Source organism: Geodermatophilus nigrescens (assembly GCF_900129495.1).
Lineage (GTDB): Bacteria > Actinomycetota > Actinomycetes > Mycobacteriales > Geodermatophilaceae > Geodermatophilus > Geodermatophilus nigrescens.
In genome coordinates this window covers 529035-550646 of record NZ_FQVX01000003.1, presented here as the reverse complement: position 1 = coordinate 550646, position 21612 = coordinate 529035, and the positions used below count along the sequence as shown (strand labels likewise).

Annotated in this window: 28 protein-coding genes; 5 read left to right on the top strand and 23 right to left on the bottom strand. The window is 74.1% G+C overall.

Going from position 1 to position 21612, the window contains the following annotated elements; translation table 11 throughout:
- Positions 1 to 4 precede the first annotated feature (4 nt).
- The 8 genes from glmS to BUE37_RS16325 all read right to left on the bottom strand — a co-directional run bounded on the left by glmS (position 5) and on the right by BUE37_RS16325 (position 8084).
- Positions 5 to 1879 (bottom strand): glutamine--fructose-6-phosphate transaminase (isomerizing), encoded by a 1875-nt coding sequence (glmS, locus tag BUE37_RS16360; protein WP_073421404.1) that lies wholly within the window; start codon positions 1877 to 1879, stop codon positions 5 to 7.
- A gap of 202 nt (positions 1880 to 2081) precedes the next feature.
- The gene (locus BUE37_RS16355) at positions 2082 to 2921 is read right to left on the bottom strand and encodes a DUF427 domain-containing protein (protein WP_073421403.1); all 840 of its coding nucleotides are present in this window, start codon (positions 2919 to 2921) and stop codon (positions 2082 to 2084) included.
- Between the two features lie 62 nt (positions 2922 to 2983).
- Positions 2984 to 4324 (bottom strand): phosphoglucosamine mutase, encoded by a 1341-nt coding sequence (gene glmM / locus BUE37_RS16350; protein WP_073421401.1) that lies wholly within the window; start codon positions 4322 to 4324, stop codon positions 2984 to 2986.
- A gap of 11 nt (positions 4325 to 4335) precedes the next feature.
- The gene (gene rpsI / locus BUE37_RS16345; RefSeq protein ID WP_073421399.1) at positions 4336 to 4755 is read right to left on the bottom strand and encodes a 30S ribosomal protein S9; all 420 of its coding nucleotides are present in this window, start codon (positions 4753 to 4755) and stop codon (positions 4336 to 4338) included.
- Positions 4752 to 5195, bottom strand: coding sequence for a 50S ribosomal protein L13 (rplM, locus tag BUE37_RS16340; RefSeq protein ID WP_073421397.1), 444 nt, complete (start codon positions 5193 to 5195; stop codon positions 4752 to 4754). Before rplM ends, rpsI begins: the two co-directional genes overlap by 4 nt.
- Positions 5196 to 5317: 122 nt before the next feature.
- Entirely contained in the window at positions 5318 to 6520 is a 1203-nt protein-coding gene (locus tag BUE37_RS16335) for a DUF7373 family lipoprotein (RefSeq protein ID WP_139253010.1), read from the bottom strand.
- A gap of 31 nt (positions 6521 to 6551) precedes the next feature.
- On the bottom strand, positions 6552 to 7043 hold the full coding sequence (locus BUE37_RS16330) for a beta-class carbonic anhydrase (RefSeq protein ID WP_073421394.1): 492 nt from the start codon (positions 7041 to 7043) through the stop codon (positions 6552 to 6554).
- Positions 7044 to 7118: 75 nt separating this feature from the next.
- Positions 7119 to 8084: a PfkB family carbohydrate kinase gene (locus tag BUE37_RS16325; protein WP_073421392.1), complete on the bottom strand. Its 966-nt coding sequence runs from the start codon at positions 8082 to 8084 to the stop codon at positions 7119 to 7121.
- Positions 8085 to 8154: 70 nt separating this feature from the next.
- On the opposite strand from BUE37_RS16325, the gene moeA reads away from it, so the two are divergent.
- From moeA to BUE37_RS16310, 3 genes are read left to right on the top strand one after another with little or no spacing between them, the layout of a single operon-like run.
- On the top strand, positions 8155 to 9348 hold the full coding sequence (moeA, locus tag BUE37_RS16320; protein WP_073421390.1) for a molybdopterin molybdotransferase MoeA: 1194 nt from the start codon (positions 8155 to 8157) through the stop codon (positions 9346 to 9348).
- Positions 9345 to 9815, top strand: a complete 471-nt coding sequence (moaC, locus tag BUE37_RS16315; protein WP_073421388.1) for a cyclic pyranopterin monophosphate synthase MoaC — start codon at positions 9345 to 9347, stop codon at positions 9813 to 9815. The genes moeA and moaC overlap by 4 nt, the downstream gene beginning before the upstream one ends.
- A complete protein-coding gene (locus tag BUE37_RS16310) occupies positions 9812 to 10306 on the top strand; it encodes a MogA/MoaB family molybdenum cofactor biosynthesis protein (RefSeq protein ID WP_083628771.1) in 495 nt (164 codons plus the stop codon). The genes moaC and BUE37_RS16310 overlap by 4 nt, the downstream gene beginning before the upstream one ends.
- Positions 10307 to 10424: 118 nt before the next feature.
- Here the strand turns inward: BUE37_RS16310 and fdhD are convergent, their stop codons facing one another.
- Positions 10425 to 11252, bottom strand: coding sequence for a formate dehydrogenase accessory sulfurtransferase FdhD (fdhD, locus tag BUE37_RS16305; protein ID WP_073421385.1), 828 nt, complete (start codon positions 11250 to 11252; stop codon positions 10425 to 10427).
- 41 nt (positions 11253 to 11293) lie between these two features.
- Between fdhD and mobA the strand changes: the two genes are divergently transcribed.
- Both mobA and BUE37_RS16295 read left to right on the top strand, forming a co-directional pair.
- Positions 11294 to 11887, top strand: a complete 594-nt coding sequence (gene mobA, locus BUE37_RS16300; protein ID WP_073421384.1) for a molybdenum cofactor guanylyltransferase — start codon at positions 11294 to 11296, stop codon at positions 11885 to 11887.
- 29 nt (positions 11888 to 11916) lie between these two features.
- Positions 11917 to 12579: an NAD(P)H-binding protein gene (locus tag BUE37_RS16295; protein WP_073421382.1), complete on the top strand. Its 663-nt coding sequence runs from the start codon at positions 11917 to 11919 to the stop codon at positions 12577 to 12579.
- A 4-nt stretch (positions 12580 to 12583) separates the two neighbouring features.
- Here the strand turns inward: BUE37_RS16295 and truA are convergent, their stop codons facing one another.
- The 14 genes from truA to rpmD all read right to left on the bottom strand — a co-directional run bounded on the left by truA (position 12584) and on the right by rpmD (position 21612).
- Positions 12584 to 13432: a tRNA pseudouridine(38-40) synthase TruA gene (gene truA / locus BUE37_RS16290; RefSeq protein ID WP_073421381.1), complete on the bottom strand. Its 849-nt coding sequence runs from the start codon at positions 13430 to 13432 to the stop codon at positions 12584 to 12586.
- Between the two features lie 6 nt (positions 13433 to 13438).
- Complete coding sequence (locus BUE37_RS16285) at positions 13439 to 13816, bottom strand: hypothetical protein (protein WP_073421380.1); 378 nt, start codon at positions 13814 to 13816, stop codon at positions 13439 to 13441.
- The gene (gene rplQ, locus BUE37_RS24915) at positions 13813 to 14436 is read right to left on the bottom strand and encodes a 50S ribosomal protein L17 (RefSeq protein ID WP_073421378.1); all 624 of its coding nucleotides are present in this window, start codon (positions 14434 to 14436) and stop codon (positions 13813 to 13815) included. The genes BUE37_RS16285 and rplQ overlap by 4 nt, the downstream gene beginning before the upstream one ends.
- A gap of 134 nt (positions 14437 to 14570) precedes the next feature.
- Positions 14571 to 15647, bottom strand: coding sequence for a DNA-directed RNA polymerase subunit alpha (locus tag BUE37_RS16275; RefSeq protein ID WP_073421376.1), 1077 nt, complete (start codon positions 15645 to 15647; stop codon positions 14571 to 14573).
- Positions 15648 to 15767: 120 nt separating this feature from the next.
- Positions 15768 to 16394: a 30S ribosomal protein S4 gene (gene rpsD / locus BUE37_RS16270; RefSeq protein WP_073421374.1), complete on the bottom strand. Its 627-nt coding sequence runs from the start codon at positions 16392 to 16394 to the stop codon at positions 15768 to 15770.
- Between the two features lie 35 nt (positions 16395 to 16429).
- Entirely contained in the window at positions 16430 to 16837 is a 408-nt protein-coding gene (gene rpsK / locus BUE37_RS16265; RefSeq protein WP_012950456.1) for a 30S ribosomal protein S11, read from the bottom strand.
- A gap of 100 nt (positions 16838 to 16937) precedes the next feature.
- Entirely contained in the window at positions 16938 to 17318 is a 381-nt protein-coding gene (rpsM, locus tag BUE37_RS16260; protein WP_073421372.1) for a 30S ribosomal protein S13, read from the bottom strand.
- A 15-nt stretch (positions 17319 to 17333) separates the two neighbouring features.
- A complete protein-coding gene (gene rpmJ / locus BUE37_RS16255) occupies positions 17334 to 17447 on the bottom strand; it encodes a 50S ribosomal protein L36 (RefSeq protein WP_012950458.1) in 114 nt (37 codons plus the stop codon).
- Positions 17448 to 17520: 73 nt separating this feature from the next.
- Positions 17521 to 17742, bottom strand: coding sequence for a translation initiation factor IF-1 (gene infA, locus BUE37_RS16250; protein WP_012950459.1), 222 nt, complete (start codon positions 17740 to 17742; stop codon positions 17521 to 17523).
- 257 nt (positions 17743 to 17999) lie between these two features.
- Positions 18000 to 18803: a type I methionyl aminopeptidase gene (map, locus tag BUE37_RS16245; protein WP_073421943.1), complete on the bottom strand. Its 804-nt coding sequence runs from the start codon at positions 18801 to 18803 to the stop codon at positions 18000 to 18002.
- 70 nt (positions 18804 to 18873) lie between these two features.
- A complete protein-coding gene (locus BUE37_RS16240; RefSeq protein WP_336028174.1) occupies positions 18874 to 19464 on the bottom strand; it encodes an adenylate kinase in 591 nt (196 codons plus the stop codon).
- 8 nt (positions 19465 to 19472) lie between these two features.
- Positions 19473 to 20783 carry a preprotein translocase subunit SecY gene (gene secY, locus BUE37_RS16235; RefSeq protein ID WP_073421370.1) on the bottom strand — a complete coding sequence of 437 codons (1311 nt, stop codon included), beginning with the start codon at positions 20781 to 20783 and terminating at the stop codon, positions 19473 to 19475.
- A gap of 192 nt (positions 20784 to 20975) precedes the next feature.
- On the bottom strand, positions 20976 to 21419 hold the full coding sequence (gene rplO, locus BUE37_RS16230) for a 50S ribosomal protein L15 (protein ID WP_073421369.1): 444 nt from the start codon (positions 21417 to 21419) through the stop codon (positions 20976 to 20978).
- Positions 21420 to 21432: 13 nt separating this feature from the next.
- On the bottom strand, positions 21433 to 21612 hold the full coding sequence (gene rpmD / locus BUE37_RS16225) for a 50S ribosomal protein L30 (RefSeq protein WP_073421368.1): 180 nt from the start codon (positions 21610 to 21612) through the stop codon (positions 21433 to 21435).

The window sequence follows — 21612 nt, the reverse complement described above, 5'->3', positions numbered from 1 at the left end:
GCGGCTACTCGACGGTGACGCTCTTGGCCAGGTTGCGGGGCTGGTCGACGTCGAAGCCGCGGGTGTCGGCGATCTCGCAGGCGAGGATCTGCAGCGGCACCGTGGTCACCACCGGCGCGAGCAGGGTCGGCGTGCGCGGCACCCGGATCAGGTGGTCGGCGTAGGGCACGACGTCCTCGTCGCCCTCCTCGGCGATCACGATCGTGCGCGCGCCGCGGGCCCGGATCTCCTGGATGTTGGAGACGACCTTGCCGTGCAGCAGGCTGCGGCCGCGGGGCGACGGCGCGACGACGACCACCGGCGTGCCCTGGTCGATGACGGCGATCGGGCCGTGCTTGAGCTCGCCGGCGGCGAAGCCCTCGGCGTGGATGTAGGCGAGTTCCTTGAGCTTGAGCGCGCCCTCGAGCGCCACGGGGAAGCCCACGTGCCGGCCGAGGAACAGGATCGTGTCGGCGTCGGCCAGCGAGCGGCCGAGCTCGCGCACCGGCTCCATCTGGGCCAGCACCCGCTCGACGGCCTCGGGCAGCTTCTGCAGCTCGTGGACGATCGAGGCGACCTCGTCGGTGTACTTGATCCCCCGCACCTGCGCGAGGAACAGCCCCACGAGGTAGCAGGCGACGATCTGCGCCAGGAAGCTCTTGGTCGAGGCGACGGCGATCTCCGGCCCGGCGTGCGTGTAGAGCACGGCGTCGGACTCGCGCGGGATCGTCGAGCCGTTGACGTTGCAGATGGCCAGCGTGCGGGCCTTCTGCTCCTTGGCGTGCCGCAGCGCCATGAGGGTGTCCATCGTCTCGCCGGACTGGCTGATGACGACGACGAGCGTGGAGCGGTCGAGCACCGGGTCGCGGTAGCGGAACTCGCTGGCCACCTCGACCTCGACCGGGATGCGCGTCCAGTGCTCGATCGCGTACTTGGCGATCAGCCCGGCGTGGAACGAGGTGCCGCAGGAGACGACGAAGATCTTGTCGATGTCGCGGAGCTCCTGGTCCGACAGGCGCACCTCGTCGAGGACCAGCTCCCCGTCCTCGCCCAGCCGGCCGAGCAGGGTGTCGGCGACGGCCTGCGGCTGCTCGGCGATCTCCTTGAGCATGAACCAGTCGTGGCCGCCCTTCTCGGCGGCGGCGGCGTCCCAGTCGACGGTGTAGGCCACCGGCTCGGCGGGGGCGCCGTCGAAGTCGGTGACGGTCAGGCCGCGGGTGCGGTCGATCTCGACGACCTGGTCCTGGCCGAGCTCGCGCGCCTCGCGGGTGTGCGCGATGAAGGCGGCGACGTCGGAGCCGAGGAAGTACTCGCCGTCGCCCACGCCGACCACCAGCGGGCTGTTGCGGCGGGAGGCGACGAGGGTGTCGGGCTCGTCGGCGTGCGTGGCGACCAGCGTGAAGGCGCCCTCGAGCCGGCGGGACACCACGCGCAGCGCCTCGGCCAGCCGGCCGGGGCCCGCGGGCAGGTCGCGGTAGGCCGCCTCGAGCAGGTGCGCGACGACCTCGGTGTCGGTGTCGGAGCGAAACTCGATGCCGCGGGCCTCGCACTCGGCGCGCAACGCGGCGAAGTTCTCGATGATCCCGTTGTGGATCACCGCGACCCGGCCGTCGGCGGACAGGTGCGGGTGGGCGTTGCGGTCGGTCGGCCCGCCGTGGGTGGCCCACCGCGTGTGGCCGATGCCGATGGTCGACTCCGGCAGCGGCGCGTCGGCCAGCACCTTCTCGAGGTTGGCGAGCTTGCCGGCCTTCTTGGCCGCGGCGAGCGCGCCCTCACCGTCCCGCTCGACCCGGACCGCCACGCCCGCGGAGTCGTATCCCCGGTACTCGAGCCGCCGCAGGCCCTCCAGGACGACGTCCAGGGCGTTCTGCGGGCCGACGTAACCCACGATGCCGCACATGTGGACCGAGGGTACCGGCGGTGGCGGACCGATCCGTCCTCCGACGCCGTGACGCGCGCCCCGCGCCCCACGCGTCACAACGACACGGTCGTCCTCCGGACGACACCGCGACCAGGAGCCGTCCCCCGCCGCGCGGAGCCCACCCCGCCGCTCGATCGCGGGAGCCTCCGGCCCCCACCCCTCCCGGCGACGCTCTGCGTCCTCAGGACCAGGGGGTGACCGGCCGGGGCCGCGGCACGCCGTCGACCGCGACGTCGAAGCGCTCGTCGAAGAAGCACAGCAGCCCGGTGAGCTGGGCCGCGTCGGGCAGCGGGTCGGGGTAGCTCCACACCGCGTCGGGCACGAGGCCGTCGTCGGTGCGCACCGACCAGTAGTGCGCCACGCCCTTGTAGGCGCACTCCGTCCGGGTCGGGCTCGGCTCCAGGTCGGCGACGACGTCCGCGGCGGGCAGGTACCAGCGGACCGGCAGCAAGGTCTCGAAGACCAGCGCGGGCCGCGCCGAGTCGGCGAGCAGCTGGCCGCCGGCCGACACCCGCACCGAGCGCGACCCGGCGCGGACGTCGACCCGGTGGAAGGGGTCGCGCGGGTGGCCGTGCAGCCGCTCGTCCTCCTCGAACCAGGCGTCGCAGCCTGCCCAGTCGAGGACGACGTACCCGGCCAGCGCCGGGTCGGCCGGGCAGAACCCCTCGACCGTGCGGTCGCTGCCGGGGACCGGCACCAGCACCGGCTCCCCCGGCGTGCTGCGGACGGCGAAGGGCACCCGCGGGTCGAGCACGCGCAGCTCGGTCACGTCGGGCAGGGCGAAGCCGGTCCCCGCGGGCTCGTCCGGCACGGCGCCGCGGCCCGGGACCGGCGCCGCGCGCAGGTCCTCGACCGGCACCGCGTAGGCGGGCACCACCCGGCGGGGCTCCCAGACCAGCAGCGCCCGGTCGGTCAGGGCGACGACGGCGCCGTCCACCTCGGCCCGGACGCGCTTGGCCGTCGGCTCGTACCGGAGCCGGTCGACCACACCGCCGAGCAGGTCCCTCATCCGCACGGTCACGACGTCCTCCCGGAGGCCGGTGGTGGACGATGGTCGTCCCGTCCGGCCCGGCGGTCCAGGGGTCAGTCGACGGCGGCGACGACCTCGGCCAGCCGCGCGGCGATCGCGTCGGCGGACTCCTGGGTGGGCGCCTCGACCATGACCCGCACCAGCTGCTCGGTGCCCGACGGGCGCAGCAGCACCCGGCCGTCGTCGCCGAGCTCCTCCTCGGCGGCGTTGACCGCGCCTGCGACGGTGTCGCTCTCGACGACGGCGATCCGGTCGCGCACCGGCACGTTCACCAGCACCTGCGGCAGCCGCTGCACGACCGAGGCGAGCTCGGCGAGCGAGGCGCCGGTGACCGACATCCGCGACAGCAGCGACAGCCCGGTGAGCAGCCCGTCGCCGGTGGTGGCGTGGTCGAGGAAGACCAGGTGGCCGCTCTGCTCCCCGCCGAGGGACAGCCCGCGGGCGCGCAGCGCCTCGAGAACGTAGCGGTCGCCGACGGCGGTGGTGTGCACGGCGATGCCGGCGTCGCGCATCGTGTGGTGGAACCCGAGGTTGCTCATCACGGTGGCGACGACGGTGTCCTGCGCCAGCGCGCCGCGCTCCTTGAGGCCGAGCGCGCAGACGGCGAGGATCGCGTCGCCGTCGACGACCTCGCCGTCGGCGGTCACCGCCAGGCAGCGGTCGGCGTCGCCGTCGTGGGCGATGCCGAGGTCGGCGCCGGTGGCGCGGACGGCCTCGGTCAGCGGGCCCAGGTGGGTGGAGCCGATGCCGTCGTTGATGTTCCAGCCGTCGGGCTCGCCGCCGATGACCGTCACGTCGGCGCCGGCGCGGCGGTAGACGTCGGGCCCGCCGGCGGCGGCCGACCCGTGCGCGCAGTCGACGACCAGGCGCAGCCCCGCGACGGGGGCGGGCAGCGTCGACAGCAGGTGGTCGGCGTAGTCGGCGGCGCCGCCGGGCAGGTCCCGGACGCGGCCGATGGCGGCGCCGGTGGGCCGGTGGGCGGCGGTGCCGGTCTGCACGCTCGCCTCGATCGCCGCCTCGACGGCGTCGGGCAGTTTGTGGCCGCCGCGGCTGAACAGCTTGATGCCGTTGTCGGGCATCGGGTTGTGGCTCGCCGAGATCATGACGCCGAGGTCGGCGCCGGTCTCGGCGGTGAGGAAGGCGACGGCCGGCGTCGGGAGCACGCCCACGCGGAGCACCTCGGCGCCGGCGCTGGCCAGGCCCGCGACGACGGCCGCCTCGAGCATCTCCCCGCTGGCGCGGGGATCACGGCCGACGACCGCGACGGGACGCGAGGTCCCGTCGCGGTCGGCGAGCACACCGGCGGCCGCACGGGCCACCGAGAGGGCCAACTCCGGCGTGAGGTCGGCGTTGGCCCGACCCCGGACGCCGTCGGTCCCGAACAGGCGACCCACGGCGGTACCGGTCAGCGCTTCGAGTACTGAGGCGCCTTGCGGGCCTTCTTGAGGCCGTACTTCTTGCGCTCCTTGACCCGCGCGTCGCGGGTGAGGAAGCCGGCCTTCTTGAGCGCCGGGCGGTCCTCGGCCTCGACCTCGATGAGGGCGCGGGCGATCGCCAGGCGCAGCGCGCCGGCCTGGCCGGTGACGCCGCCGCCCTTGAGGATGCCGACGACGTCGTACTGCTCGGCCTTCTCGAGGGTCACGAACGGCTCACGGATGAGCTGCTGGTGGACCTTGTTCGGGAAGTACTGCTCGAGCGTCCGGCCGTTGAGGCGGAACTGGCCGGTGCCCGGCACGAGCCGCACGCGGACGACGGCCTCCTTGCGCCGGCCGACGGTCTGGACGGGACGCCCCTCGGCGTCGGTCACGGTCAGGGCGGAGGTCACTGGGCCACCTGCTTGATCTCGAAGGTCTGGGGCTGCTGGGCGGCGTGCGGGTGCTCGGGGCCCGCGTACACCTTCAGCTTCTTGATCATCTGCCGGCCGAGGCTGTTGTGCGGCAGCATGCCCTTGACGGCGCGCTCGACGACGCGGTCGGGGTGCGTGCGCAGCTGGTCGCCGACGTTGATCGCCCGGAGGCCGCCCGGGTAGCCGGAGTGCCGGTAGGCGGTCTTCTGATCCCGCTTGGAGCCGGTCAGGGCGACCTTGCCGGCGTTCACGACGACGACGAAGTCGCCGACGTCGACGTGCGGTGCGAACTGGGGCTTGTGCTTGCCGCGCAGCAGGGTCGCGATCTGGCTGGCGAGTCGACCGAGCACCACGTCGGTGGCGTCGATGACGTGCCAGACCCGGTCGACCTCGCCGGGCTTGGGTGAGTACGTGCGCACGGCACTGTCCTCCGTCGTCGTCGGGGCGGCTGGTGGGATCGCCTCACCGAGCACGGGAGACGGGGACGGCGCGCGCGCACCAGCCGGCGGCCGCGCACCAGCCGACGACGATACCAGCCGGTTCAGCCGTCGATCAGGTCGCGCTGGGCGGGCAGCAGCCGGTCCATCGCGGCGACGTCGTCGGGCGCGGTGAGGCCGAGCACGTCGACGCTCGCGAGGTAACTGCCGTAGCCGACGTAGCAGCGCTGGTAGAAGCTCTCCCCCGACTCGAACCAGAAGCAGGGCGCGTCGGGGATCGACGGCAGCGTGAACCGGGTGCCGCCGAACTCCGTGGCCTCGAGCTCGGCGAACGTCGTGTAGACGGCGTTGGTCTGCGTCGACGTCGGGAAGGCGTAGAGCGCCACCGCATAGCTGAGCTCGTCCTCGTCGGACTGCTTGGAGTAGAAGCCGCGGAACCCGTTGGCCGACAGCAGGTCGCGCTCGCGCGCCGGGTCGATCGCCAGCCGCAGGTAGCCCTCGAGGTCGTAGGGGCCGGAGAAGTCGGTGAAGTCACCCGGCGGGTCGAGCGTGAGCGACTGGAGGCCCACCGGGTCGGGAGGCAGCGTGGGCACCTGCGCCTGCGGCGTGGGCGTGAACCCCTGCAGCAGCCCGACCTGGTCGGTCATCAGCCGGCCGACGTCGTCGAGGCCCTGGCCCGCGGCCGCCGTGTGGTACGCGTAGGCCAGCATCCGGCCGACCGGCACGAAGACCTGGACGACGTCCTCGCCGCCGTCCTCCAGCAGCACGGCCTCGCCGTCGACGCCGGGCACCGAGGTCGGCTCGTAGCCGGCGCCGGCCTGGTCGGCGGCGAGCTCGGCGGCGGCCCGCCGCGCCGACTCCGGGTCCGACAGCTCGGCCACCATCGTCAGGGTCGCGCGGCCGTCGGCCGGGTCGCTGTTGCACTGCCCCCACGCGGTGACGAAGCCCCAGCGGTCCAGGACCGTCCCCGCGGTGCCCGAGCCGAAGTAGGCCGCGTCGAGGGCGCCGGCGTCGCTCCACGGCCCGCTCGGGAAGCAGGTGTCGGTGCGCGCCGGGAAGGTCGCCTGCACCAGCGAGGTCACCGAGGCGATGCGGTGCGCCTCGAGCAGCGTGCCGACCGTGGGCGCGGGCGCCGGGGTGACGTCGACCGGCGGCTCCGACGGCGTGGGGTCGGGCGCCTCGCTCGTCGTCGGCGGGGCGCTGGCCAGCGGCGTCGCCGTCCCGGACACCGTGCTGGTGCAGCCCGCCAGCAGCACCCCCGCCGCGACCGCGCCGGCCGCCGTCCACCTGCTCCGCGTCCCCGTCACGGGGCGCGAGCCTAGTGACGGGGACGGGTGGTCAGTCGGCCTCGACGCGGTGGAGTCGCCCGGTCGTGACGTCGTAGACGGTCCCGCAGACGTCCTTCGACAGCAGGAACGGGCTCGCGCGCAGCTTCCGGATCGACTCGCGGACGTCCTCGTCGACGTCGGTGAAGGCCTGCGCCGGCCACGGCGGGCGCGCCCCGGTGGCCTCCTCGACGAGGTCGGCGAAGGAGGCGTCGTCGGTCTTCTGCAGCCCGCAGTCGGTGTGGTGCACGAGCACGATCTCGCGGGTGCCGAGCAGGTGCTGGGAGATGGTCAGCGACCGGATGGTGTCGTCGGTGACGACGCCGCCGGCGTTGCGGATGACGTGCGCGTCGCCGACGGCCAGCCCCAGCAGGGGGAACAGCGGCATCCGGCTGTCCATGCAGGCGACGACGGCGACCTTGCGCGCCGGGGCCACGGGCAGGGCGCCCGGGAAGTCGCGGGCCCACTCCTCGTTGGCGTCCAGCATCCGCTCGTACTCGGCCACGTGCGTGCTCCTCTCGGGTGGCAGGCATCGGAAGCTGTCCGCACGTTCCGGGCGTGCGGACGCAGGGAGAGCTTCCTATGCCTGCGCCGCGCGCTCGCGGGCGACCTGCGCGGCGAGGTCCGCGGCGGTCAGCGCGGGGCGCCCGCCGAGCCGGCCGACGGTCAGCGTGGCCGCCGCGGACGCCGCCCGGGCCGCGTCCTCCGGGGTGGCACCGCCGAGCACCGCGGCCGTCAGCGCGGCGACGGTGGAGTCCCCGCCGCCGGTCGGGTCGGCGGGGTGGTGGTCGTGCAGCGGCAGGAGCAGGTCGCCGTCGTCCGGCCACGGCTGCCCGCCGGCCGCCGGGGAGGGGCCGCCGCGCCAGGCCACCAGGTCGCCGTCGGCGCCCGCGGACAGCGCGACCAGCCGCGGGCCGGCCGCGAGCAGCTCCCGCGCGGCCGCCCGGACGTCGCCGACCCCGTCGAGCCCGCGGCCGACCAGCAGCGCGGCCTCGCTGGCGTCGGCGCGGAGCACGGCGGCGCGGGCGAGCACCGCGTCCCGCGTGCCGTCGTCGGCGGGGGCGCCGTCGGCGACGACGAGCGCGTCCGGGCCGACCCGGTCGAGGGCCGCCCGGACCGCCTCCCCCGGCTGCTGCAGCTGCAGGACCAGCGCGGCGCACCCGGCGAGCAGGTCCCCGGCCGCGGCGACGTCCGCGGCGGTGAGCAGCACGCCGTCCGGGACGTCCTCGAGCAGCCGGCGCGTGCCGTCGGCCTCGACGACGTCGACCAGCAGCGCGCTGGGCACGCCCGGCCGGCGGACGACGGCGGTGACGTCGACCCCGTCGGCGCGGGCCCGGTCCAGCAGCGGCTCGCCGTCCTCCCCCACGACGCCGACCAGCGCCACCGGGAGGCCGAGCTGCGCGAGCGCGACGGCCTGGTTGGCGCCCTTGCCGCCGGCCACCTCGAGGCGCTCGCCGACGTCGGCGGACCCGCCCGCGCCGGGCAGCTCCGTGACCTGCAGCACGAGGTCTCGCCCCACCTGCCCGAGCACCACCACGCCGGTCACGGCTGCCCACGCTGCCCGCCGCCCCGGACGCCCGCCAGCCGGCCGCGGGGCGATCGGCCAGGATGACCCGGTGCGCACGGTCGAGGAACACCAGGCGGCGGTGGCCGCGCTGCTCGCCCCCCTCGGCGAGGAGGAGGTGCCGGTCGCCGCGGCGCACGGCCGGGTGCTCGCCCGCGACGTGACCGCCGGCGTCCCCCTGCCCGGCTTCGACAACTCGGCGATGGACGGCTACGCCGCCCGCAGCGCCGACCTCGGGCAGCTGCCCGTGCGGCTGCCGGTCGCCGACGACCTGCCCGCCGGGCGCACCGGCGTCGACCCGCTGCAGCCGGGCACCGTGCAGCGGATCATGACCGGCGCGCTGCTGCCTCCGGGCGCCGACGTCGTCGTCCCCGTGGAGCTCACCGACGCGGCCACCGACGTCGTCGAGATCCGCGACGCCCCCGCCGCCGGCACCCACCTGCGCCGCGCCGGGGAGGACATCACCGCCGGCACCGTCGCGCTGGAGGCCGGCAGCCCGCTGGGCGCCGCGCAGCTGGGCCTCGCCGCCGCTGTGGGCGCCCGCACGCTCTGGGTGCGCCGCCGCCCGCGGGTGCTCGTGCTGTCCACCGGCAGCGAGCTGGTGGAGCCCGGCGAGCCGCTGCTGCCCGGCCAGGTCTACGAGTCCAACTCGCTGCTGCTGTGCGCGGCGGTCGAGGACGCCGGCGGCACCGCGCGGCGGCTGCACTTCGTCCCCGACGACGTCGACCAGTTCCTCGCCACCGTGCGCGCCGAGCTGGCCGAGGCCGACCTGCTGGTCACCAGCGGCGGGGTGAGCGCGGGCGCCTACGAGGTGGTCAAGGACGCGTTCCTCACCCTCGGCACGGTCGAGTTCCTCAAGGTCGCGATGCAGCCCGGCGGGCCCCAGGGCTGCGGCACCGTCGACGGCGTGCCGGTGGTGACCCTGCCGGGCAACCCGGTCAGCTCGTTCGTGTCCTTCGAGGTGTTCGTGCGCCCGGCGCTGCGGCAGGCGCTGGGCCACGCGGCCCCCGGCCGGCTGCGGGCGCCCGCGGTGCTCACCGCGCCGCTGCGCTCCCCCGCCGGGCGCCGCCAGTTCCTCCGCGGCCGCTACGACGCCGGCCGCGTCTCCCAGGTCGGGGGGCCCGGCTCGCACCTGGTCGCCCACCTGGCCCGGGCCAACTGCCTGGTCGTCGTGCCCGAGGACGTCACCGAGCTGCCCGCGGGCGCCGAGGTCGACGTCGTCCTGATCGAGGGAGCCCTGCAGTGAGCGACCGTCTCACCCACGTCGACGAGTCCGGGGCGGCCCGGATGGTCGACGTCTCCGCCAAGCCCGTCACCGCCCGCGAGGCCACCGCGGCCGGCCGGGTGCTGGTCAGCCCCGAGGTGGTGGCGCTGCTGCGCGGGGAGGGCGTGCCCAAGGGCGACGCCGTCGCCGTCGCGCGGATCGCCGGCATCGCCGGGGCCAAGCGGACGCCGGACCTCGTGCCGCTGTGCCACCCGATCGCCCTGCACGGCGTCACCGTGGACGTGACCGTCGCCGACGACGCCGTGGAGATCACCGCCACCGCGCGCACCGCCGACCGGACGGGCGTGGAGATGGAGGCGCTGACGTCGGTGGCGGTGGCCGGGCTGACCGTCATCGACATGGTCAAGGCGGTCGACCCGCGGGCGGCGATCACCGACGTGCGGCTGCTGGCGAAGTCCGGCGGCAAGAGCGGGGAGTGGCGGCGGTGAGCGAGCTCCCCGCGGACGCGCGCGCCGTCGTCGTCACCGCGTCCAACCGGGCCTCGGCCGGGGTCTACGAGGACCGCAGCGGGCAGGCGCTGGCCGAGGGGCTGCGCGCGCTGGGGTTCGCCGTCGAGGGCCCGCACGTGCGCCCGGACGACGCCGAGGCGCTGGCCGCGGTGATCCGCGAGGCGGTCGCGTCCGGCGCCGACGTCGTCCTCACCACCGGCGGCACGGGTCTGTCCCCCACCGACGTGACGCCCGAGGCCACCCGCGCGGTGGTCGAGCGGGAGGCGCCCGGCCTGGCCGAGGCGGTGCGCCGCTACGGGGAGGGGAAGGTGCCGACGTCGGTGCTCTCCCGCGGCATCGCCGGCACCGCGGGACGGACGCTGGTCGTCAACCTGCCCGGCTCGACCGGCGGGGTGCGCGACGGGCTCGCGGTCCTCGGCCCGCTCCTCCCCCACGTCGTGTCGCAGCTGCGCGGCGGCGACCATGCCTGACGTCGGCCTGCCGGCCTCCACCGCGGCCAGGTGCCGTCCCGGCCTGCGCTGAGCCCCTTCCGGCGACCCGCCGGGGACCCTCCGGGCCCGCCACCGGGTCACCGCCTCGCGGGGCGGCTCAGTCCAGCAGCACTCTGTCCGTCCTGCTGTAGACGTTGCAGCCGTCGCCGCGGAGGAAGCCCACGAGCGTGATGCCGGCGTCGGCGGCGAGCTCGACCGCCAGGGACGACGGCGCCGACACCGCCGCCAGCACCGGGATGCCGGCCATCGCCGCCTTCTGCGTCAGCTCGAAGCTGGCCCGCCCGCTCACCATGAGCACGTGCCCGGCCAGCGGCAGCCGGCCCTCGCGCACGCCGTCGCCGATCACCTTGTCCACCGCGTTGTGCCGGCCCACGTCCTCGCGCAGCGACACCAGCTCGCCGTCGGCGGTGAACAGCCCGGCCGCGTGCAGCCCGCCGGTCTTGCTGAACACCTCCTGCGCCGCCCGCAGCCGGTCCGGCATCGCGAGCAGGGTGCCGAGGTCGAGCCGGATGGGATCGGCGGCCACGTCGTGGCGGCTGCGGGTGCGGATCGCCTCGATGCTCGCCTTACCGCACACCCCGCAGGAGCTCGACGTCAGGAAGTTCCGGTCCAGCGCGGTGGCCGGCGGCTCGACGCCGGTGGCCAGGTCGACGTCGACGACGTTGTAGGTGTTGCGGCCCTCGTCGTCCACGGAGTTGCAGTAGCGCAGGCCCGCGACGTCCTCGATGCCGGCGATCACGCCCTCGGTGGCGAGGAAGCCGTGCACCAGGTCGAAGTCCGCGCCGGGGGTGCGCATCGTGACGGCCAGCGGCGACCCGTTCAGCCGGATCTCCAGCGGCTCCTCCGACGCCACCGTGTCGGGCCGGGTGGTGTGCACGGGGCCGCGGATGCGGAGCACGGGCGTGCGGCTGGTGACTCGTCCCACGAACGGCGACGGTACCCACGCCGGGCCCCTACGGTGCGGTCGTGGACGCGACGCCGGCCCCCCTGCCGCCCTACGCGGCCGTGGTGCTGGCCGGCGGCCGGGCGGCGCGGCTCGGCGGGCGCGCCAAGCCCCAGCTCGAGGTGGGCGGCCGCCCGATCCTCGCCCGCGTCCTCGACGCGGTCGCCGACGCCGACCACCGGGTGGTCGTCGGGCCGCCGCAGCCGGTCCCCGACGGCGTCGTCGTGGTGCGCGAGCACCCGCCCGGCGGCGGGCCGGTGGCGGCCCTGCGCGCGGGGCTGGCGGCCGTCGGCACCGACGTCGTGGCGGTGCTCGCCGGCGACCTCCCGTTCGTGACCCCGGCGGTCGTCAGCGAGCTACGCGGGCGGCTCACCGCCGACGGGGTTCTCGTCGTCGACGACGCCGGACGCGACCAGTACCTGCTCGGCGTCTGGCGGACCGCGGCGCTGCGGCGAGCGGTCGGCGCGGCGCAGGGCCCGGCGCCGGTACGCCGCGTCGTGGCCGCGCTGACGGTGACCCGCTGGCGCCCCGTCCCGGCGCCCGGCGCCCCGGCCCCCTGGACCGACTGCGACACCCCCGCCGACCTCGCCCGCGCCCGCGAGCAGGCCGGCGGGTGACCGGGCGCCCCGGCGGGTAGCCCGGCGGCATGCGCGTCGTCATCGCCGGTGCCCACGGACAGATCGCCCGCCGCCTCGGCCGGCTCCTCGCCGCCCGCGGGGACACGGCGGTGGGGATCGTCCGCAACCCCGACCACACGGCCGACCTCGAGGCCGACGGCGTCGAACCCGCCGTCCTGGACCTGGAGTCCGCCTCGGTCGAGGAGGTGGCCGAGGTGGTGCGCGGGGCCGATGCCGTCGTCTTCGCGGCCGGGGCCGGACCGAACAGCGGCGAGGCCCGCAAGCACACCGTCGACCACGGCGCAGCCGTGCTCCTCGCGCACGCCGCCGAGCGCGCCGGGGTGCGGCCCTATCTCCTGGTCTCCTCGATGGGCGTCGAGCAGGCCCGGCAGGGCACGCCGCAGGGCATGGACCCGGTCTTCGCGGTCTACCTGCAGGCCAAGCTGCGCGCCGAGGACGAGATCCTGCCCCGCACGGCCCTCGACACCGTCATCGTGCGACCCGGCCGGCTCACCGACGACCCGGGCACCGGGCGCGTCACCCTCGCCCACGGCGTCGGGTACGGCGAGGTGCCGCGCGACGACGTCGCCGCGGTCCTGCTCGCCCTGCTCGACGCGAGGAAGGTGAACGAGGTGGTCGAGCTGGTCGGCGGCGACACCCCGATCGACGAGGCGGTCGCCGCGCTGCCCTGACGCCTCAGCTGCGCAGCGCGCGGGTCCGCTCCACCCGGGCGGCGAGGTCGGCGTCGGCCGGGTAGTCCACGCGCACCAGCGTCAGCCCGCCCGGCGGGGCGACGACGACCTCGTCGGCCCGCACGCGGCGGGTGAGCAGCTGCGCCGGCCAGCCGGGCTCCCGGCGGCCCTCCCCCACGGCCAGCAGCGCGCCGACGAGGCTGCGCACCATCGAGTGGCAGAACGCGTCCGCCGACGCCCGCACCGTCACCAGGTCGCCGTCGCGTTCGACGCCGAGGTCGAGCAGCACGCGGATCGTGGTCGCGCCCTCGCGGCGGCGGCAGAACGCGGCGAAGTCGTGCTGCCCGAGCAGCAGCCCCGCGGCGGCGTCCATGGCGGCCGCGTCGACCCGGCGGGGCCAGCCGACGGTGTCGGCCCGCCGCAGCGGAGGGGGGCCGCCGTCGGCGTCGGTGAGCCGGTAGCGGTAGTGCCGGGCGAGCGCGGCGAAGCGCGCGTCGAAGCCCGCGGGCGCCTCGCTCACGGTGTGCACGGCGACGTCGGGCGGCAGGACGCCGCGCAGCCGCCGCACCAGCCGGGCGCGGTGCTCCTCCCACAGGTCGCGGGCCACGTCGGCGTGCGCCACCTGACCGGTCGCGTGCACGCCGGTGTCGGTGCGCCCGGCGACGGTGAGCCGGACCGGACGGCGCAGCACTGTGGCCAGGCCGTCCTCGAGCTCGGCCTGCACGGTGCGCCGGCCGGGCTGGCGGGCCCAGCCGGAGAAGGCGGTGCCGTCGTAGGCGACGTCGAGGCGGAGACGGACGAGCCCGCCCCCGGGATCGGGGGCGGGCTCGTCCGTGGTGTGCGCGGGGTTCAGCGACGGCTACCGGGGGTCGGGCGCCGACTCGCCGCCGGGGGCGTGGGTGCCCGCGGTGGCGGCGTCGCCGAGCTCGGCGGCCTCGACCTCGGCCGCGGCCGCGGCGGCCACGTCCGGGGACAGCGCCGGGTCCTCGACGACGGCGACGTTCTCCGCCTTCGGCTGCTCGGTCACCGCGCCGTCGTCCTGACGGTCGCCGTCGGGGTTGAAGACGTCGGTGACGACCTGCTGCGCCTCGGGGTCGACCTCACCGGAGACCACGGCGGGCGAGGTGTCGCCGCCGGGACCGGTGGTCTCGCCCTCGAACGTGGCGCCCTGGTCGCCGCCGCCGGGGCGGACGCCGGCCGCGCCCGCGTCGCCGTCGCGACCCGGCTGCTCGGTCACTTGGAGCCGTCCGCGTCCTCGGCCGGGGCGTCTGCGTCGGCCGCGGTGGCGTCGGCGTCGTCGGAGGCCTCGATGGCCTCGACGGCGGCGTCGGTGTCGGCGTCGGTGACCTCGGCGTCGGTGTCGTCGACGGCGGGGGTCTCGTCGGCGGCCTCGACCGCGTCGGCGGTGACCTCACCGGACGCGGCGGCCGCGCCGGCACCGGCGGCGAAGCGGGTGCCGCGGGCGCGCTCGGCCTCGCCGACGGCCTCCTGCGCCACGGTCAGGCCCTCGACCAGCTCGATGACCGCCATGGGGGCGTTGTCGCCCTTGCGCGGGCCGACCTTGGTGATGCGGGTGTAGCCGCCGGGCCGGTTCTCGAAGCGGGGGCCGATCTCGGCGAACAGGTGGTGGACGACGTCCTTGTCCCGGATGACGGTCATCACCTGGCGGCGCGCGTGCAGGTCACCGCGCTTGGCGAAGGTCACCAGCTTCTCGGCGAACGGCCGCAGCCGCTTCGCCTTCGCCTCGGTGGTGGTGATCCGCCCGTGCTCGAACAGCGAGGTGGCCAGGTTGGCCAGCATCAGCCGCTCGTGGGAGGCGGACCCGCCGAGACGGGGGCCCTTGGTGGGGGTGGGCATGTCGGTCCTTCCTCAGGCGGCCGGGGGCGTCTGCCGGCTGCAACCAGGTGGTGCTGTCGTTCGCTGGATCGAGTGTGGCGGGCGCTCCCGCCCGGACGGGCGGCAGGTCCCCCCGCCGCCCGTCCGTGGCAGCGTCAGAGCTGCTCGGTCTCCTGGTAGGAGCCGTCGTCGTACTGGACCTGGCCGTACTCGGTGCCGTACTCGGCGCTGCCGTGGTACGCGTCGGTCTCGTAGCCCTCGTCGTAGCTCTCGACGGAGGTGGGGATGAACCCGGGCGGGCTGTCCTTGAGCGCGAGGCCCATGGCCGCCAGCTTCATCTTGACCTCGTCGATCGACTTGGCCCCGAAGTTGCGGATGTCGAGCAGGTCGGCCTCCGAGCGGGTGACCAGCTCGCCGACGGTGTGCACGCCCTCGCGCTTGAGGCAGTTGTAGGACCGGACGGTGAGGTCCATGTCCTCGATCGGCATCGAGAAGTTCGCGATGTCGGCGGCCTCGGCCGGGCTCGGGCCGACCTCAATGCCCTCGGCGTCGACGTTCAGCTCGCGCAGGAGGCCGAACAGCTCGACCAGCGTGGAGCCGGCGGAGGCGATGGCGTCGCGCGGGGCGATCGACGGCTTGGTCTCGACGTCGACGACGAGGCGGTCGAAGTCGGTGCGCTGCTCGACGCGGGTGGCCTCGACGGCGTAGGTGACCTTGAGGACCGGCGAGTAGATCGAGTCGACCGGGATGCGGCCGATCTCCTGGCCGGGCTGCTTGTTCTGCGGGGCGGGGACGTAGCCGCGGCCGCGCTCGACGACCAGCTCGATCTCCAGCCGGCCCTTGCCGTTGAGGGTGGCGATGTGCAGGTCGGGGTTGTGCACCTCGACACCGGCCGGGGGCGCGATGTCGGCGGCAGTGACCTCGCCGGGGCCCTGCTTGCGCAGGTACATGGTCACCGGCTCGTCGGAGTCGGAGCTGACGACCAGGCCCTTGAGGTTGAGGATGATCTCGGTGACGTCCTCCTTGACCCCGGGCACGGTGGTGAACTCGTGCAGGGTGCCCTCGATCCGGATGCTGGTGACGGCAGCGCCCGGGATCGACGACAGGAGGGTGCGGCGCAGCGAGTTGCCGAGGGTGTAGCCGAAGCCCGGCTCGAGCGGCTCGATGACGAACCGCGAGCGGTGCTCGGTGATGGTCTCCTCGGTCAGCGTCGGACGCTGTGCGATGAGCACGGTTGTTCTCCTTCTCGGTCCTCCGGCGCCCGCCATATGACGCCGTGAGGGGGGTGGTGCTGGCCCCGGCGGACATCGGTCCGCCCGCCGGGGCCGGTGGTGCTGTGGTGCTGCGAGCCCTTACTTGGAGTAGAGCTCGACGATCAACTGCTCCTGGACCGGGGTGTCGATCACCTGGCGGGCCGGGACGCTGTGCACGACCGCGCGCAGCTGGCCGGTGATGACCTCCAGCCACGGCGGCACGGGACGCTCGCCGGCGCGGGCCTGGGCGATCTCGAAGGGCACCATCCGCCGCGACTTCTCGGCGACCTCGATGATGTCGTTCGCGCTGACCCGGTAGGACGGGATGTCCACCTTGCGGCCGTTCACCCGGATGTGGCCGTGCTTGACCAGCTGGCGGGCCATGTCGCGGCTCTCGCCCCAGCCGGCCCGGTACACGACGTTGTCCAGGCGGGACTCGAGGATCTGCAGCAGGACCTCACCGGTCTTGCCGGTCTTGCGGTTGGCCTCCTCGTAGTAGCCGCGGAACTGCTTCTCGAGGACGCCGTAGATGCGGCGGGCCTTCTGCTTCTCGCGCAGCTGCAGGAGGTACTCGCTGTCCTTGCTGCGGCCCCGGCCGTGCTCGCCCGGCGGGTACGGCCGGATCTCGATCGGGCACTTCGGGGACTCGCACTTGCTGCCCTTGAGGAACAGCTTCATCTTCTCGCGCCGGCAGAGGCGGCAGTCGGCTCCGGCGTAACGGGCCACGTCAGGTACTCCTCGTTCTTCTCGTCAGTGGCCGGTCAGACCCGGCGGCGCTTCTTGGGGCGGCAGCCGTTGTGCGGCTGCGGCGTCACGTCCTGGATCTGGCCGACCTCGAGGCCGGTCGCCTGCAGCGAGCGGATCGCGGTCTCGCGACCCGAGCCCGGGCCCTTCACGAAGACGTCGACCTTGCGCATGCCGTGCTCCTGGGCCTTGCGCGCGGCGTTCTCGGCGGCCATCTGGGCGGCGAACGGCGTGGACTTGCGCGAGCCCTTGAAGCCGACGTGGCCGGCGGAGGCCCAGCTGATCACGTTGCCCGTGGGGTCGGTGATCGACACGATCGTGTTGTTGAACGTGCTCTTGATGTGAGCGGCGCCGTGGGCGACGTTCTTCTTCTCCTTGCGGCGGACCTTCTTGGCACCAGCCGCGGCGCGAGCCCTGGGAGGCATGTCTCTCCGGTTTCCTTCTGAACGATCAGTGGCCAGATGAGCACGAGCGGCGCGCCGTCGCTCCCGCCCTCACGGGGCCTGCGACGGCGCGCCTCACGGCTTACTTCTTGCCGGCCTTCTTCTTGCCGGCGATGGTCTTGCGCGGGCCCTTGCTCGAGCGCGCGTTCGTGCGGGTGCGCTGACCGTGCACGGGCAGGCCACGACGGTGGCGCAGGCCCTGGTAGCAGCCGATCTCCACCTTGCGGCGGATGTCGGCGGCCACCTCGCGGCGGAGGTCACCCTCGACGCGGAAGTGCTCGTCGATGTAGTCGCGCAGCTTCAGCAGGTCCTCGTCACCGAGGTCCTTGACCCGCAGGTCGGGGCTCACGCCGGTGGCCGCGAGGGTCTCCTTGGCGTGGGTCTTGCCGATCCCGTAGATGTAGGTGAGCGCGATCTCCATCCGCTTCTCGCGGGGCAGGTCGACGCCGGCCAGTCGTGCCATGTCTCAGGTACTCCCTCAGCCCTGCCGCTGCTTGTGGCGGGCGTTGTCGCAGATGACCATGACCCGGCCGTGCCGGCGGATCACCTTGCACTTGTCGCAGATCTTCTTCACCGACGGCTGGACCTTCACCGGTGCCGCCCCTCATTCCTGTCGATCGATGGCCACGGGCGCGGCACCTGTCGGTGCCCCGCGCCGGTGGCGGTCACTTGTAGCGGTAGACGATGCGACCGCGGGTCAGGTCGTAGGGCGAGAGCTCCACGACGACGCGGTCCTCCGGCAGGATGCGGATGTAGTGCTGGCGCATCTTGCCGCTGATGTGGGCGAGCACCCGGTGCCCGTTCTGCAGCTCGACCCGGAACATCGCGTTGGGCAGCGGCTCGACGACGCGACCCTCGACCTCGATGGCCCCGTCCTTCTTCGCCATGCCCGACACGGCCTCCCTGACTCGGTGGTGCTCGTTGATGTGCTGGAGTCACGTGCGACCATGCCGGAGCCGGCCCGGCCGTACGTGGTGGTTGCAGTCCAGGTGGTGCAGGCGTTCCCGCGAGGGCGTCCCGGTCCGTGCGGCCACAGCACGACGACAGGACGGCGCGAACGCCGTCGTTCACTGTACCCCGCCGCAGCGGGGCCCTCCAACCCGCCCTCCGTCACACGGAGGGACGTCCGGAGGCGCTCCCCGGCCTACTGGCGCGGGGTGATGCCGAAGGGCGCGAGCCCCGCGACGCCGCCGTCCTCGGCCGTCAGGACCCAGGGGCCCTCGGGCGTGATCGCGACGGTGTGCTCGAAGTGGGCGGCCCGCGAGCCGTCCTTGGTCACGACGGTCCAGCCGTCCTCGAGCTCGACGGTGGCCGGGTCCCCGACGGTGACCATCGGCTCGATGGCCAGCGCCAGGCCGGGCACGAGCTTCGGCCCGCGGCCGGCGCGGCCGTAGTTCAGGACGTGCGGGTCCTGGTGCATCTCGGTGCCGATGCCGTGCCCGCCGTAGTGGTCGACGATCCCGTAGGGGTGCGTCTCGGCCGTGACGGCCTCCTCGACGGCGGCGCTGATGTCGGTGAGCCGCCCACCGGCGACCGCCCGCGCGAGGCCCGCCCACATGCTGCGCTCGGTGACGGCGATGAGAGCCGCGTCCTCGGCGGACGGCGGGCCGACGGTCACGGTCACCGCCGAGTCACCGTGCCAGCCCTCGAGGATGGCGCCGCAGTCGATGGAGATGTTGTCGCCCTCGGAGAGCGCGCGCTTCGGATCCGGGATCCCGTGCACGACCTCGTCGTTGATCGAGGCGCAGATGCTGCCGGTGAACCCGTGGTAACCGAGGAAGGACGGGATCGCCCCCGCCGAGCGGATGGTGTCCTCGGCGATGGCGTCGAGCTCCCCCGTGGTCACCCCGGGGCGGACGGCGGCGCGCACGGCCGAGATGGCGCGGGCGACCACGAGGCCGGCGCCGCGCATGAGCTCGATCTCGTGCGGTGTCTTGATCTGGATCATGCGTCCACTCCACTTCGCCAGCAGCGGGAGGCGGGTCAGGATCCCGGCCGACATGCGCGGCGCCGTCCCCTCAGCTGTCGCCCGGGCGTCCCGGGGTGCCGAGGGCGGTCATCACGCGCTCGGTGACCTCCTCGATGGAGCCGATCGCGTCGATGCGCGACAGCAGCCCCTCGCCCTCGTAGAACCCCGACAGCGGCGCGGTCTGTTCCCGGTAGACCTCGAGCCGGTGACGCACGGTCTCCGGCTTGTCGTCGTCGCGCTGGACCCACTCGCCGTCGACGAGCATGCGCCGGCCGGACAACCGGCGGACGAGCTCGTCCTCCTCGACGACGAGCTCGAGCACGCGGTCGAGGTGGTGGCCGAGCTCCTCCAGCGAGCTGCGCAGCTGCTCGCCCTGGGCGATGGTGCGCGGGAAGCCGTCGAGCAGGAAGCCGGCCTTGGCGTCGGGCTCGGCCAGGCGGTCCTTGACCATCGCGACGGTGATCTCGTCGGGGACCAGGTCGCCGGCGTCCATGTAGACCTTGGCCTTGAGGCCGAGCTCCGTCTGGCCGCTGACGTTGGCCCGGAAGATGTCGCCGGTCGAGATGGCCGGCACACCGAGCCGGCCCGCGATGACCTGCGCCTGGGTCCCCTTGCCGGCTCCGGGAGGACCGAGCAGCACGACGCGCACTACTTCAGGAACCCTTCGTAGTTGCGCTGGTTGAGCTGCGTCTCGATCTGCTTCACCGTCTCCAAGCCCACTCCCACCATGATCAGCACTGCGGTCCCGCCGAACGGGAAGTTCTGGTTCGCTCCCTGCTGCGTGATCGACAGGAAGAAGTTGGGCAGCACCGCGACGATCCCCAGGTAGATCGACCCGGGGAGGGTGATCCGGGAGAGCACGTACTGCAGGTACTCCGCCGTCGGCCGGCCCGGGCGGATGCCGGGGATGAAGCCGCCGTAGCGCTTCATGTCGTCGGCCCGCTCCTCCGGGTTGAACGTGATCGACACGTAGAAGTACGTGAAGAAGACGATCAGGCCGAAGTACAGCGCGACGTGCACCGGGCTGCTCTGGTCGATGACGTAGTTCTCGAAGAACTGCCGCACCGGACCGGTCTCGTCGCCCTGCAGCTGGGTGATCAGCTGCGGCAGGTAGAGCAGCGACGACGCGAAGATGACCGGGATGACGCCGGCCTGGTTGACCTTGAGCGGCAGGTAAGTCGACGTGCCGCCGTACATGCGGCGCCCGACCATCCGCTTGGCGTACTGCACCGGGATGCGCCGTTGCGCCTGTTCGACGTAGACCACCGCGCCGATGATGAGGAGCGCGAAGGCGCAGACGACGGCGAAGACGACGCCGCCGCGGGTCTGCAGGATCGAGCCGCCCTCGGCCGGGATCCGCGCGGCGATCGAGGTGAAGATCAGCACGGACATGCCGTTGCCGATCCCCTTCTCGGTCAGCAGCTCGCCCAGCCACATGATCACGGCGGTGCCGGCGGTCAGCGTGACCACCAGGACGACCGTCGACCAGAGGCTCTGCGACGGGATGATCTCCTGCTGGCAGCCGGGGAACAGCTGGCCGCTGCGGGCCAGGGCGATGATGCCGGTGCTCTGCAGGATCGCCAGGGCGATCGTCAGGTAGCGGGTGTACTGGGTCAGCTTGGCCTGACCCGACTGCCCTTCCTTCTTCAGCTGCTCGAACCGCGGGATCACCACGACCAGCAGCTGCACGATGATGCTGGCGGTGATGTACGGCATGATGCCGAGCGCGAAGATCGACAGCCGCAGCAGCGCCCCGCCGGAGAACAGGTTCACCAGCGAGTAGACGTCGCGCTGGTCGGAGGCCTGGGCCTGCTCGAGACAGCTGTTGATCGCCTCGACGGAGACGCCCGGACCCGGGACGGCCGCGCCGAGCCGGTAGACGGCGATGATCGCCAGGGAGAACAGCAACTTTCGCCGGAGGTCTGGCGTCCGGAACGCCGCGGCGAACGCCTGCAGCACGTGCCCTCCCCTTCTCGGTCGGACGAGGTTAGCAACGGTCGGGGTCGGACCGGTCACAGCCCTCCCCCTCCGGGTGGCCCGAACGCGGCCTCACGGCCGGCGCGGGAGCGACCCGGGCGGGCCCGTCCGCGGGGGACGGCGCCCGAACAGCAGACGACCCCCGGGGCGTCGGCCCCGGGGGTCGTCCATCGCTCAGATGCGGGTGGTGCTGCCCCCGGCCGCGGCGATCTTCTCGGCCGCCGAGGCGGAGAAGCCGTGCGCGTGCACGGTGACCTGGACGCCGCCCAGGTCGCCGGTGCCGAGGACCTTCACCGGCTGGCCGCGGCGGACCGCGCCGGCGTCGGCGAGCGTGTCGGGGTCGACGTGCCCGCCCTGCGGGAACAGGGCGGCGATCCGGTCGAGGTTGACGACCTGGAACACGACCTTGTTCGGGTTCTTGAAGCCGGACATCTTGGGCAGCCGCATGTGCAGCGGCGTCTGACCGCCCTCGAAGCGCGCGGAGGTGTTCCCGCGCGCCCCGGTGCCCTTGGTGCCGCGACCGGCGGTCTTGCCCTTGGAGCCCTCACCACGGCCGACGCGCGTCTTGGGGGTGTGGGCGCCCGGGGCGGGACGCAGGTGGTGGACCTTGAGAGTCATGACTGGTTCCTGCTCAGATCTCTTCGACGGCGACGAGGTGCGTCACCGTGGCGACCATCCCGCGGATCTCGGGACGGTCCTCCTGGACGACCGAGTCGTTGATCCGCTTGAGGCCCAGGGACCGCAGCGTCTGCCGCTGGTTGGGCTTCGTGCCGATCGCCGACCGGACCTGGGTGACCTTCAGCTGAGCCAC